Origin of the sequence: Aeromonas molluscorum 848 (genome assembly GCF_000388115.1) — a bacterium.
Lineage (GTDB): Bacteria > Pseudomonadota > Gammaproteobacteria > Enterobacterales > Aeromonadaceae > Aeromonas > Aeromonas molluscorum.
Map to the genome: position 1 here is coordinate 1 of NZ_AQGQ01000020.1, position 12,712 is coordinate 12,712.

At 58.7% G+C, this 12,712-nt stretch carries 11 protein-coding genes; 3 read left to right on the plus strand and 8 right to left on the minus strand.

Translation table 11 applies throughout. The features are described 5' to 3' along the window. The 5 genes from G113_RS05145 to G113_RS05165 all read right to left on the minus strand — a co-directional run. The coding region (locus G113_RS05145; protein ID WP_005894805.1) for a UUP1 family membrane protein at positions 1–611 on the minus strand (611 nt) is incomplete at its 3' end. A gap of 3 nt (positions 612–614) precedes the next feature. Then, on the minus strand, positions 615–1,403 hold the full coding sequence (locus G113_RS05150; protein ID WP_005894808.1) for an ATP-dependent zinc protease family protein: 789 nt from the start codon (positions 1,401–1,403) through the stop codon (positions 615–617). Positions 1,404–1,455: 52 nt separating this feature from the next. Continuing rightward, positions 1,456–2,433: a tRNA 5-methoxyuridine(34)/uridine 5-oxyacetic acid(34) synthase CmoB gene (gene cmoB / locus G113_RS05155; RefSeq protein ID WP_005894810.1), complete on the minus strand. Its 978-nt coding sequence runs from the start codon at positions 2,431–2,433 to the stop codon at positions 1,456–1,458. 3 nt (positions 2,434–2,436) lie between these two features. Further along, a complete protein-coding gene (gene cmoA, locus G113_RS05160; RefSeq protein ID WP_005894813.1) occupies positions 2,437–3,174 on the minus strand; it encodes a carboxy-S-adenosyl-L-methionine synthase CmoA in 738 nt (245 codons plus the stop codon). Between the two features lie 254 nt (positions 3,175–3,428). Next, complete coding sequence (locus tag G113_RS05165) at positions 3,429–4,277, minus strand: DUF72 domain-containing protein (RefSeq protein WP_005894815.1); 849 nt, start codon at positions 4,275–4,277, stop codon at positions 3,429–3,431. A 434-nt stretch (positions 4,278–4,711) separates the two neighbouring features. Between G113_RS05165 and aspS the strand changes: the two genes are divergently transcribed. From aspS to G113_RS05180, 3 genes are all read left to right on the plus strand, one after another. Next, complete coding sequence (aspS, locus tag G113_RS05170) at positions 4,712–6,490, plus strand: aspartate--tRNA ligase (protein ID WP_005894818.1); 1,779 nt, start codon at positions 4,712–4,714, stop codon at positions 6,488–6,490. Positions 6,491–6,561: 71 nt separating this feature from the next. Then, positions 6,562–7,302: a YebC/PmpR family DNA-binding transcriptional regulator gene (locus G113_RS05175; protein ID WP_005894821.1), complete on the plus strand. Its 741-nt coding sequence runs from the start codon at positions 6,562–6,564 to the stop codon at positions 7,300–7,302. A gap of 274 nt (positions 7,303–7,576) precedes the next feature. After that, positions 7,577–9,202, plus strand: coding sequence for a phosphoethanolamine transferase (locus G113_RS05180; RefSeq protein WP_005894824.1), 1,626 nt, complete (start codon positions 7,577–7,579; stop codon positions 9,200–9,202). Between the two features lie 85 nt (positions 9,203–9,287). Here G113_RS05180 and nagC read toward each other — a convergent pair whose 3' ends face one another. From nagC to nagB, 3 genes are read right to left on the minus strand one after another with little or no spacing between them, the layout of a single operon-like run. Then, positions 9,288–10,502, minus strand: coding sequence for a DNA-binding transcriptional regulator NagC (gene nagC, locus G113_RS05185; RefSeq protein WP_005894827.1), 1,215 nt, complete (start codon positions 10,500–10,502; stop codon positions 9,288–9,290). Between the two features lie 4 nt (positions 10,503–10,506). Next, positions 10,507–11,652: an N-acetylglucosamine-6-phosphate deacetylase gene (gene nagA, locus G113_RS05190; RefSeq protein ID WP_005894830.1), complete on the minus strand. Its 1,146-nt coding sequence runs from the start codon at positions 11,650–11,652 to the stop codon at positions 10,507–10,509. 10 nt (positions 11,653–11,662) lie between these two features. Beyond that, positions 11,663–12,463, minus strand: a complete 801-nt coding sequence (nagB, locus tag G113_RS05195) for a glucosamine-6-phosphate deaminase (RefSeq protein ID WP_005894833.1) — start codon at positions 12,461–12,463, stop codon at positions 11,663–11,665. Positions 12,464–12,712: the final 249 nt, after the last annotated feature.

A 12,712-nucleotide genomic window follows, 5' to 3' on the forward strand; every position in this document is an offset into this window, starting at 1 on the left:
TGGACGACCCGAGTCGGCACGTCGGCGTTGCTCAGCAGTTCGGCAATCAGATTGGCGCGGCTCTTGTGGGATTTCAGCAGCTGGGCGTTCTGCTCCTGCTTCTCGATCTCCTTGATGATCTCGCGGGTCAGGGTGTAACCATCGGCGGATCGCTCCTGGGCGCGTTCGAGGATCTGCTTCATGGCCGTGGCGTAAGGCTCACTCTCGATCTGCTTCTCGATGGCGGGGGGCTGGGCCAGGGCGGCGGGTTTGGCATGGGCATCGGCCATCATGTCGACCCGATAGTAGAGCTCCTGGCGACCGGTCGCGGAGCGGATGGACCACTCGGCCCGGGCATCCCCGTTCTTCTCGACAAACGACAGGCCATAGCCCGGACTCGCCGCGTTCTCGTTCATCAGGGTATAACCCGGCTGGGTACCCGGAATGGCCAGGGAGGCGATGACGGGTTCCCCTGTCGCATCGAACTCCAGCTTGGCCTCGATGGACCAGATCTGGCGCTTCTCACCCGGGGTGAGCGGCACGTCCAGAGCAATATGGTGATAGATGGTCATCCCCATGCCGACGATGAACAGCAGGGCAACCAGCAAATAGAACGGCTTACGGGAAACCATGGATTATTTCACATCCTTGAGCTTGGGTTTTGGTTGGATATATTCGCGGGCCACGTCGACCACGGCGATATCTTTCAGGAATTCGCGACCCAACAGCACGGGGAAGGTCATGTCGCTACGGTCTTTCAGGGTAAATTCGGCCTTCTCGGTCATGTCGCCGATGCGCACTGTGAGGCGCACGACGGGGCGACGGTCGAGATCATCGGCAGACGCCTGGCGCACGCGCACATGGCGGACCAGCGGCGCTTCGATCTGGATCTTGTCATCCAACTCCTGATGGCTCAGGAAGAAGCGCACCCAGTTTTTGCCGTTGCGCTCGAAGATGGTGATCTCCTGGGCACTGATGGAGGAGGTGGTTGCCCCGGTATCGACCCGAGCCTGGAAGGCGTCATTGGCGGCATCCACCCAGAGCCACTCGGCTTCGCCGACCAACAGCTTGCCATCGACGGTGTGGCCCTGTGCGGGGGCGGCGCACTGCTCAGTCGGCACGACAGGCGGTTTGGGAGGCTGTGCGGGCAGAGTGGCCAGCTTGTTATCGACTTTCTTCACAGATTCTTTCATGTTGACGACATCGGTATTGAGCTGGGTCAGCAGTTGCTGTTGCTGGACGGTCTGGCGCTCTTGTTGCGCCATGGCGAGCTGGATCTTCTGTTCGCTCAGGCTCAATTCGGTTCTGAGTTCGGCCAGGGTCAGCGGCGGCACTGTGGGCGCCTGTTCCAACTGGGCGCACCCGCCGAGGCTGAGCAGAGAGAGCAGGGTCATTCCTTTCAATTTGCTTTTCATGTCATTCATTTAGCTGTGCTTCCTGGAATTGAATCAGTGTAACTTCCACAACTGCCCTCGGCTAGTCTTTGGCCTTGGTAGCGATTAATACGGCGCGTTTGGGGGCAGGTAGCCCTTCGACGGTGCGGGAGGGATCGGCTGGGTCCAGATAATCTAGCAAGGACTCATTGACCATCCACTCAGTGCGACGCTGCTCGTCCATGCTGGTCATATTTTCATCAACGATGCGCACATCGCAGAAGCCACAGCGTTCCACCCAGCGTTTGAGGGCCAGGCTTGAGGGAATGAACCAGACGTTGCGCATCTTGCCGTAGCGATCCGATGGCACCAGCACCTGGTTGACATCGCCGTCGACAACCAGGGTCTCCAGCACCAACTCACCACCATCACGCAGTTGATTACGCAACTGTTCGATGTGTTCTATGGGGGACTTGCGGTGATAGAGCACCCCCATGGAGAAGACGGTGTCGAAGGCCCGCAGGGTCGGCAGTTCCTGGATGCCGAGCGGCAGCATCTGGGCGCGTTGGTCATTGCCTGCAAAGTGGCGAATGGCCTCGAACTGGCAGAGGAACAGCGGGCTGGGATCGATACCGACCGCAAGCTTTGCGCCTTCCCCGACCATGCGCCACAGGTGGTAGCCACTGCCACAGCCCACGTCCAGTACGTAACGCCCGTCTAGCGGGCTGATGTGGGGCAGCACCCTGTCCCACTTCCAGTCGGACCGCCACTCGGTATCTATGTGGATGCCGTGCACGGTGAAGGGACCCTTGCGCCAGGGCATAAACTGGCGCAGCAGGCTCTCCACCTTCTTGCGCTCGCCATCATTCAGGCTCTCGCTGCTGCCTATTTCGACCCGACTTGTCAGTTCTATCTGACCGGGTTCCACCATAGGCAGTTTGTTGAGGGCGCGACTCCAGCGTGGCAGATCACCGTGCAGGTTGTCGTGCTGCCAGGCATGCAGTTGAGCGGGCAGGGTATGCAGCCAATGGCTGAGCCGGGTCTTGGCGATCAATTGATAGAAATTGGCGAAGTCGATCATGGTTTATTGGGCGTCGCTGGATTTGATGGCAATCATGGAACCGAAGTTGAAGCACTGAAACCAGAGATCCTGATGGACGAAGCCGGCACTGCGCAGGCGAGCTCTGTGGGTCGCCAGGCTGTCGGTGCGCATCACATTCTCGAGGGCGGTGCGTTTCTGGCTGATTTCCAGCTCGCTATAGCCGTTGGCCCGCTTGAAATCCAGATGCAGATCGATGAGCAGCTCGTTGACCGGCTCATCGTCGAAGCGAAACTTCTCGCTCAGGATCAGGATTCCGCCGGGACGCAGGCCATCAAAGATGCGCTGGATGAGCGCCGCCCGCTGCTTGGGGTCGACAAATTGCAGGGTGAAGTTGAGTACCACCACCGAGGCATCTTCGATGGCGATGTCGCAGATATCAGCCTCGACCAGCTCGACCGGCACCTCGGATTTGAACCCCGAGAGGTGAGCGCGGGCACGCTCTATCATGGGACGGGAGAGATCGACGGCCGTGATGCGGCAACCCGGTTGTGTCAGGTTGCGGCGCATGGCCTGGGTCGCGGCGCCCAGGGAGCAGCCGAGATCGAAGAGGCGACTGTCTGGTTGGGCATAGCGAGCTGTCATCATGCCGATGGCGGAAATAATGTTGCTGTAACCCGGCACAGAGCGCTGGATCATGTCAGCAAAGACATCGACGACCTGCTCGTCAAAGCAAAAATCGCCCAGTTGGGCGATGGGGGCGGCAAAGATCTGATCATGCATAGTGGTGCAATCCGGCAAGGGATGTGCACATCCCCGGCTTTGTTCAATTTTGGTATTGGCTGACACTCGAATGGTACCGGGAGTCAACGGCTGGCGAAGGGTGACAGGGACTGCTTTTTTGCTGGGCCCCCTGACCGTTCGCACGGGCCATCTGTTGACCCGTCATAGGGGCGTTAGTCTAGAGGATTGCTGGCCATTTGTCTTGAACAGGGCGAAGGGGCCATCGTAAATAATCCACTTTTCCCTGTCGCAGACTAAAACATCAGCACCCCTTGGCGGGCACGATCCACTTCTCCCGGCCAAGGCGCCATTTCTTGGCCGAGCAATTGCACTATTTGACGTGCCAACGCAGGGGCCTGGGCATTGTCTGCGGTATGGACGAACAGATAGAGATCCTTGTCTTCAGCGAGCCATTGGCGCCAATGAGGCAACCAGCTTGGCAGGAAGGGGTGATTGGCGACGGGGTCCGGCAAACCGATGAGGCGCACCACAGGGGCTTGCCCCGTGGCAAGCAGGTGCACCGGCAACTGCGGTTTCTTGCCCTGGGCGTCAATCATGGCGGGCGTGGAGGCGGCAACCGAAAACAGAGGCCGTGAATCGAGCATGATGCGGTTGATGCCTTTCTCCATCAACATGCGATTGAGGGCCCGTTCCGCATCCCCCTTTGCGAAGAAATCGGGGTGGCGTACCTCGATCGCATAGCTGAAATCCCGGGGCAGACGATTGAAAAACTCGGCAAGACGAGGCAAGCCTGAGGGTCCGAAGCGGGCGGGCAGTTGCAGCTTGAGCAGCCCCAGCTTGTGGTGCAGCGGGCCGAGCAGGGCAATGAAGTCACTCACCTGCTTGTCCACGCTGACCAAGTCGCTCTGGTGACTGATGGTTTGCGGAAACTTGAAGGCGAAACGAAATTCATCGGGCACCGCCTCGCTCCAGCGCCGTACCGTCTCCGGGGTCGGCAGGGCATAGAAGGTAGTATTGCCTTCTACCGTGTTGAATACCCGGGCGTAGTCGGCCAGGTGATCGGCGGGCTTGGCTCCCTGGCCGAGTAATTGACCTGGCCAGGCGGGGTGTGACCATTGTGGCAGGCCCAAAAAGAGGCTCATTGCGGATCCTGTCTGCTGGTTTATCGCGTTTTGCGCCCATTTTTTGCCTTGAGATGTAAAAAACAGGGCAAAGGGGGCTGCTGGCTATTTTACCCAAATGGGGGTTTTCCTCTATAATGCCAGCCCTTTTGTTTGCCAATTTGTTGTGACTCACGCTGCTGTGCGCATATTGTGGCGACGGTAGCGGCCATAAATTGGCTAAACAACGACGCTTTCCGATGCCCTCTGACCGACTGCCCGGCCGCTTGCCAGCCGCCTCTGGTCGAGCCGATATCGGTGGCAGGTGTCCGATCCAGGGGATCGGACGGTATGAGACAGATTTCAAACCGGGTAAGAACCAGCATCTGGCCAGTGGCGAGACAGACGGCGCTGACCTGTCGTGCCCGGCGACTCAGGGTTAACCGTCTCTCTTACAATTTCGAAGGAAGAAGTCCATGCGCTCTATCTATTGCGGACAGGTCAATGAAGCCCATGCCGGGCAGACCATTACATTGTGTGGTTGGGTCCATCGTCGTCGCGACCTTGGCGGTCTGATCTTTATCGATATGCGTGACCGGGAAGGCATAGTGCAAGTCTTCTTCGATCCGGACAAACCGGACGCCTTCGCCCTGGCCTCAGAACTGCGCGGTGAATTCTGCATCCAGGTGACCGGTGTGGTGCGTAGCCGCCCCGATTCCCAGCGCAACAGCGACATGGCCACCGGTGCCATCGAGGTGTTTGGCCACGAACTGACCATCATCAACCGCGCCGAGCCGCTGCCGCTGGACTTCAACCAGGTCAACAGCGAAGAGCAACGCCTCAAGTTCCGTTATCTGGACCTGCGTCGCCCCGAGATGGCCAAGTACCTGAAAACCCGTGCCAAGGCCAGCGCCTTCGTGCGACGCTTCATGGACGAGCAGGGCTTCCTCGACATCGAGACCCCGATGTTGACCAAGGCCACCCCGGAAGGGGCCCGTGACTATCTGGTGCCAAGCCGGGTGCACAAGGGCAAGTTCTACGCTCTGCCGCAGTCCCCGCAGCTGTTCAAGCAGTTGCTGATGATGTCCGGCTTCGATCGCTACTACCAGATCGTCAAGTGCTTCCGCGATGAAGATTTGCGTGCCGACCGTCAGCCGGAATTCACCCAGATCGACGTGGAAACTTCCTTCATGACCGCGCCGCAAGTGCGCGTGCTGATGGAAGAGATGATCCGTCAACTGTGGCAACACGTGCTGGCGGTGGATCTGGGCGATTTCCCGGTGATGACCTTTGACGAAGCCATGCGTCGCTTCGGTTCCGACAAACCGGACCTGCGCCTGCCGATGGAGCTGGTCGATGTGGCCGATCTCTTGACCTCAGTCGAGTTCGCCGTGTTTGCCGGCCCTGCCAACGACCCGAAAGGCCGCGTGGCGGCCCTGAAAGTCCCGGGCGGCGCCGAGTTGTCCCGCAAGCAGATCGACGAGTACACCAAGTTCGTCGGCATCTACGGTGCCAGGGGACTGGCCTGGATGAAGGTCAACGACGCTGCCAACGGCATCGAAGGGGTTCAGTCTCCGGTGGCCAAGTTCCTCTCTGATGCCATAGTGCGCGAGATCCTGGCCCGTACCGGCGCCATGAGCGGCGACATCATCTTCTTTGGTGCCGACAGCAAGAAGGTGGTAGCCGATGCCATCGGTGCCCTGCGCCTGAAAGTGGGTCGCGATCTGGGTCTGGTCGAGAATTGCTGGAAGCCGCTGTGGGTCATCGACTTCCCCATGTTCGAGGAAGATGGCGAAGGTGGTCTGGCCGCCATGCACCACCCCTTCACCGCCCCGAGCGATCTGAGCCCGAGCGAGCTGAAAGCCAACCCGCTGGGCGCCTATGCCAACGCCTATGACATGGTCATCAACGGTTACGAAGTGGGTGGCGGTTCTGTCCGTATCCACAACAGCGAGATGCAGTCCTGCGTGTTCGATATCCTGGGTATCACTCCGGACGAGCAACGCCTGAAGTTCGGCTTCCTGCTCGATGCCCTGAAATATGGCACCCCGCCCCATGCCGGCTTGGCATTCGGTCTGGATCGCCTGAGCATGTTGTTGACCGGTACCGACAACATCAAGGACGTCATCGCCTTCCCGAAAACCACCACGGCGTCCTGCCTGATGACGGATGCTCCCAGCTTCGCCAACCCGGCCCAGCTTGGTGAGCTGGCGATTGCCACCGTTGCCAAGGCGGATACCGAGGCGAAAGCCTGAACACATAAATAGAGACCGGGTCGCCATGCGACCCGTATCCCATTGATTTGAAATTATAACGGAGCATTTTTATGGCAGGTCACAGTAAATGGGCCAACATCAAACACCGCAAGGCAGCTCAGGATGCCAAGCGCGGCAAGATCTTCACCAAGCTGATCCGTGAAATCACTACCTCGGCCCGTATCGGCGATCCGGATCCTGCCAACAACCCGCGCCTGCGTGCGGCGGTGACGGCAGCCCTGACCAGCAACATGACCCGCGAAACCATCAACCGCGCCATCGCCCGTGGCGCCGGTGGTGGCGACGGCGAGCAGCTCGAGACCATCGTATACGAAGGCTACGGCCCGGCAGGCTCCGCCGTGATGGTGGAGTGTCTGACCGACAACCGCAACCGTACCGTCGCCGAAGTGCGTCATGCCTTCAGCAAGAGCGGCGGTAACCTGGGCACTGACGGTTCGGTCGCCTATCTGTTCAGCAAGAAAGGGCTGCTGACCTTCGTCGGTGTCGACGAAGATGCCCTGATGGATGCGGCACTGGAAGCGGGCGCCGATGATGTGGTCACAGAAGAGGATGGCTCCATCGAGGTGTACACCACCCCGAACGACTTCGGTACCGTGCTGGATGCGCTGGAAGCCGCCGGCTTCAAGCCCCAGAACGCCGAAGTGACCATGATCCCCTCCACCGAAGCCGAGCTGGATGCGGAAACCGCCCCCAAGCTGATGCGCCTCATCGACATGCTGGAAGATCTGGACGACGTGCAGGAGGTGTACCACAACGGTTCCATCTCCGACGAAGTGGCTGCGACCCTCTGATCGTCAGGTTGCACCTTAGAGGCGGTGGCATCATAACGGTGCCACCTTCCTTTGAAGAAGTGGTCGCTTTCCTCTGAAAGTCCACTGAGTACAGACAGCAAACGGCAGCCCATGGGCTGCCGTTTTTTATGATGCCCGCTCATAGCGCCCCGATTTTCATGGCGCGTCGCCTTCCATGGGCTTTTCTCTTAATTTTCACTTAAGTCTCGACTTCTATGATGCCTACCAAGTTTGGCTCCCAGCGAGCCTGTTTTCTGGTTAGTGGAGTCTGTCTATGCGCATCACTATGAGTGCCATCAAGGTTAATGTCCTGCTGGTGCTGTTGTTTACTCTGGTATTCAACTGGCCTATCTTCCTGCACTTTTATCACGCACTCTCTCGTCTTGATCACGTCAAGGTCGGCTTCGTGCTCTCCATCCCGCTGGTGTTGCTGGCGGCGCTCAATCTGGTGTTCCTGCCGTTTAGCATCAAATATCTGCTCAAGCCTTTCTTCAGTTTGCTGATCCTCCTTGGCTCCCTGGCCAGCTACGCCATGCTCAAATATGGGATCGTCTTCGATCAGAACATGGTGCAGAACGTGGTGGAGACCAATGCCGGGGAGGCGAGCTCTTATCTCAATGCATCTGTCTTGACCTGGTTCATGCTGACGGGAGTGATGCCGACCCTCTGCCTGCTGCTGCTCAAGATTGAATATCCCACGCGTTGGTACAAGGGGGTGGGCCTGCGCCTGGGGGGAATGGGACTCTCCGCCTTGCTTATCTTCGCCGTGGGGGCCCTCTATTATCAGGACTATGCCTCGGTGGGCCGCAACAATCACACCATGGCCAAGGAGATAGTGCCCGCCAACTATGTCGCTGGCATCTTCAAGTATGTGAAAACCAGCTTCTTCACCCCGGCCATGCCTTTCCTGGCGCTGGGTACCGATGCCGTGGTCGCGGCCGAAGGCCACAGCAAACCGACGTTGATGTTCCTGGTGGTGGGAGAGACGGCGCGCAGCAAGAACTACTCCCTGAACGGTTATGAGAAGCACACCAACGCCTTCACCGACCAGGAACCGGGCTTGATCTCGTTTTCCCATGTGCGCTCCTGCGGCACCGCGACGGCGGTCTCCGTGCCTTGCATGTTCTCCAACATGACCCGGCGCGAGTATGACGAGAACCGGGCCCGTCATCAGGACGGCCTGCTGGACGTGTTGCAGCATGGCGGGGTAGGGGTGTTGTGGAAGGAGAATGATGGCGGTTGCAAGGGAGTGTGTGATCGGGTGCCGACCCTGGTGGTCGAGCCCAAGGAGCATCCCGAGCTGTGTAAGGGGGATTCTTGCTATGACGCCGTCCTGCTGAAAGATCTGGATCAGCAGATTGCCGGGATGAAGCCGGGCAACAAGCTGGTGGCTTTCCACCTGATGGGCAGCCATGGTCCCACCTATTTCCGGCGCTATCCGGCCTCGGAGCGGGCCTTCGTACCAGATTGCCCGCGCAGCGACATCGAGAATTGCACCAACGAGGAGCTGGTCAATACCTATGACAACACCATTCGTTATACCGACAAGGTGATAGGTCAGCTGATCGCTACCCTCAAGGGACTGGAGCAGGATTACAACGTGGGGCTCATCTATCTGTCGGATCACGGCGAGTCTCTGGGGGCCATGGGGCTCTACCTGCACGGTACTCCCTACAAGTTTGCGCCGGACGATCAGACGGTGGTGCCTATGTTGACCTGGATGGCGCCACGCAGCGCCCAGGAAGATGGCTTGAATCTTGACTGCCTCAAGCAGGAGGCACAGGCCAAGCGTTTCTCCCAGGACAACCTGTTCCACTCTGTGCTTGGCATCATGAACGTCAAAACCAGTGCCTACGATGGCGCCCTGGATCTGTTCAAACCTTGCCGAAGGGGTGTATAGCTAACCGCGAGAGAAGCCCGAAAATGACAACGGCAGCCATTGGCTGCCGTTGTGGTATCTGACGTGCCGACTCAGCGGCGCGCCGTCACTTCTGTTCCATGATGATCTGCAGCAGATCCCCTTCCAGCAGACCGCGCTTGACCAGGGCGAAGCCGCCTATGGTGGGCTGGTTCTGGAAGCGGGCTTTCACTATGGGCAGGCCACGGTGGAAGCTTGGCAGGGACTGATGCTCGACGCAGCGACGGATAGCCGGGAACAAGATCTCCTCGGCTTCGGTGATTTCGCCTGCGATCAGTACCTTCTGCGGGTTGAACAGGTTGACCGTGATGGCCACGGCCCGGCCCAGATGTTCACCCACATTCTCAATCACGCTGCGCGCCAGTTCATCACCGGCCAGGGCGGCCTTGCAGACTTCCTGGATGCTGATGTATTTGTCCTGCAGGCTGCTTTGGTGGCCGCGGCTGATCAGCTCCTTCACCTTGTCGACGATGGCCTCGTTGGAGGCGATCGTTTCCAGGCAACCAAAGTTGCCGCAGTGGCAGCGCTTGCCGAGCGGTTCGACCTGAATGTGGCCTATCTCGCCGACGTTGCGGTTCTGACCGAGAAACACCTTGCCCTTGGTGATGATGCCCGAACCCGCACCCTGGTGAACACTGACCAGAATGGAGTCCATGCAATCGCGGGATTCACCAAAGAAGTGCTCGGCCAGTGCCAGGGAGCGGGTGTCGTTGCCGACATAGCAGGGCAGGTTGAAGTGGTTCTCCAGCAACTTGGCCAGGGCCAGGTTGCGGATCTGATATTTGGGGGTATAGATGACCATGCCCGATTCAGGGTTGACCAGGCCCGGCATGGTGAGCGCGATGCTGATGAGATTGCGGCTGCGTTCCTGATGAGCGTCGATGAAGGCGCCAATTTCGCGCAGCAGCATATCGACCACGGGTTGCTGGTCTATCTCGGTCACTTCGGTGATGTGCTGGTCGAGTTCCTTGCCATCGAGATCATAGAGACTCAGTTGCAGGTAGCCTCGACCCAACTTGGCGGACACAAACTGAAACCGATTCTTGATGGTGGTGAGGGAGATGGCACGCCGCCCGCCGGTTGAGGCTTGCGGTGAGGTCTCCTTGATCAGACCATGCTCGATCAGTTGCCGGGTTATCTTGGTCACGCTGGCCGGGGCCAGGTGACTCAACTCGGCAATCTTGACCCGGGAGATGGGGCCTTGCAGGTCGATGAGCCGATATACGGCTGCACAATTGACCTGCTTGATAAGGTCTACGTTTGCTATTTGTCCGCCAGTCATGATGTCACTGTTGTGTGTAGTGTCCGTTAACCACGGTCCCGAGGACCTTGAAGGCCTGATCGAAGACGGTGAGGTTGGCTATCTTGCCGACCTGGATACTACCGAGACGTGAGTCCCATCCAATGGCGCGTGCAGGGTATAGGGTGGCCATTCTCAGCGCTTCGGCGAGGGGTAACCCCACCTGTTTGACCAGATTTTCCACCCCTTCAATCATGGTGAGGGCAGAGCCGCCGAGTGTACCATTCTCATCGACGCACTGACCATCACGGAAATAGACGGTGGCGCCACAAAAATCAAATTTCTCAAAGCCTTCCGGCGCACCGGCCGGGGCGGTCGCATCGGTGACCAGCACCAGCCGCTCCCCCAGCACTTTGTGGGCGAGGCGGACGTTGGCCCAGTGCACATGATGACCATCGACGATGACACCCGTGTAGACATCATCCCTGTCATAAATGGCACCGACCACGCCCGGCTCGCGGCCGTTCACCGTCGGCGTCATGGCGTTGTAGAGGTGAGTCGCAAAGCGCATGCCGTTGTCAAAGCCGGTCATGGCCTGCTCGTAGCTGGCGGCGGTGTGGCCCGCTGAGACCAGGATGCCGGCCTCCACCAGGCGACGAATGTGCTCCGGGCTGTTGCGCTCAGGCGCCAGGGTGATCTTGGCGATGGCGTCGCTGTTGGCACAGAAGAAGTCGATCATCTCGTCTGCGGGCTGGCGGATCTGATCTGCCGGGTGTATGCCCTTGCGCTTGAGATTGGTATAGGGCCCTTCCAGATGGACGCCCAGCACCTCATTGGCGCGCGCCTGCATGTAACTGCGGGTGACCGCGACAGCCTGTTTCATGTCCGCATCGGGACTGGTGATCAGGGTCGGCAGGTAGCTGGTGGTGCCGGATTTGAGGTTGGCCGCCTGCATGATGGCCAGTGTTTCTGTGGTGATCTCGGCGTTGAACATGACACCGCCGCAGCCATTGAGCTGCAAGTCAATGAAGCCAGCACTGAGGTTGGCGCCATCCAGATCGTGGCGAGCCACGTCCGGCGGCAGCGCCGCCAGGGGCTTGATGGCGACTATCTGGTTGCCATCGATGAGTACCCCATGGCCGGTCAGCACTTCGCTGCCGGTGTAGAGGGTGCAGTTGGTCAATGCGTACATGGCGTTACCCTCACAGACGACCGATGTTGTCCGCTTCCAGTTGTTGGAAATAGCGGACTGTCTTGACTTTCAGCTCCATGGTGGACGGCTCGTCGCACACCATCATGCCCTTCGGATGCAGTTGCAGGGTGGAGATGGTCCACATGTGGTTGACGCAGCCTTCGACGGCCGCCTGCAGGGCCTGGGCCTTGGCGTGGCCGATAACCAGGATCAGTATCTCCTCGGCATCCATCAGGGTGCCCACGCCCACGGTCAGGGCCAGCTTGGGGACCTGCTCCATGTCGCCACCGAAGAAGCGGGAGTTGGCGATGCGGGTATCCTCGGTCAGGGTCTTGACCCGGGTGCGGGAGGCCAGGGAAGAGGCCGGTTCGTTGAAGGCGATGTGACCGTCGTTGCCAACGCCACCCATGAACAGATGGATCCGGCCATAGGACTTGATTTTGTCTTCGTAGCGTTTGCACTCGGCCACCAGATCCGCGGCGTTGCCGTTGAGGATATTGATGTTTTCCGGGCGAATATTGACGTGACTGAAGAAGTTGTTGTGCATGAAGCTGTGGTAGGACTCGGGGTGCTCCTTGGCCAGGCCAACGTACTCGTCCATGTTGAAGGTCACCACGTGTTCGAAGCTGACCTCACCCGCTTTGTGCAACTCAATCAGGCGCTTGTAGGTGTTGAGCGGCGTGCCGCCAGTGGGCAGACCCAACACGAAGGGGCGCTCGGCGGTCGGCTGGAAAGCATTGATGCGGTCGACGATATAACGGGCAGACCACAGACCGACTTGGCTGGCTGACTTGAGTGGGATCAGGCGCATTTCGAGTACCTCTAGTTGTTGTCACCGGCATGGGCACGATGGTAAGACGTAATGACAAAGCTTAGTTGTTTTATAGCGTAAATAAAGATTGGGAACTAAGCCACATCTATCCACTACCTTTATGTCGTTTGGGTGATAATGATCACGATTATGGCTTTATTAATTTGCGAAGCGAAATAAAAGACCTAGACTTGCCAATCAAGCCTTGATGGCTTATGCGTCGAACGTAATAAGCACTTAATTTATAGA

Bases quoted from the DNA above. Each gene is read 5' to 3' on its own strand.
- G113_RS05150 (WP_005894808.1), bottom strand. From the start codon at position 1,403: ATGAATGACATGAAAAGCAAATTGAAAGGAATGACCCTGCTCTCTCTG.
- cmoB (WP_005894810.1), bottom strand. From the start codon at position 2,433: ATGATCGACTTCGCCAATTTCTATCAATTGATCGCCAAGACCCGGCTC.
- cmoA (WP_005894813.1), bottom strand. From the start codon at position 3,174: ATGCATGATCAGATCTTTGCCGCCCCCATCGCCCAACTGGGCGATTTT.
- G113_RS05165 (WP_005894815.1), bottom strand. From the start codon at position 4,277: ATGAGCCTCTTTTTGGGCCTGCCACAATGGTCACACCCCGCCTGGCCA.
- aspS (WP_005894818.1), top strand. From the start codon at position 4,712: ATGCGCTCTATCTATTGCGGACAGGTCAATGAAGCCCATGCCGGGCAG.
- G113_RS05175 (WP_005894821.1), top strand. From the start codon at position 6,562: ATGGCAGGTCACAGTAAATGGGCCAACATCAAACACCGCAAGGCAGCT.
- G113_RS05180 (WP_005894824.1), top strand. From the start codon at position 7,577: ATGCGCATCACTATGAGTGCCATCAAGGTTAATGTCCTGCTGGTGCTG.
- nagC (WP_005894827.1), bottom strand. From the start codon at position 10,502: ATGACTGGCGGACAAATAGCAAACGTAGACCTTATCAAGCAGGTCAAT.
- nagA (WP_005894830.1), bottom strand. From the start codon at position 11,652: ATGTACGCATTGACCAACTGCACCCTCTACACCGGCAGCGAAGTGCTG.
- nagB (WP_005894833.1), bottom strand. From the start codon at position 12,463: ATGCGCCTGATCCCACTCAAGTCAGCCAGCCAAGTCGGTCTGTGGTCT.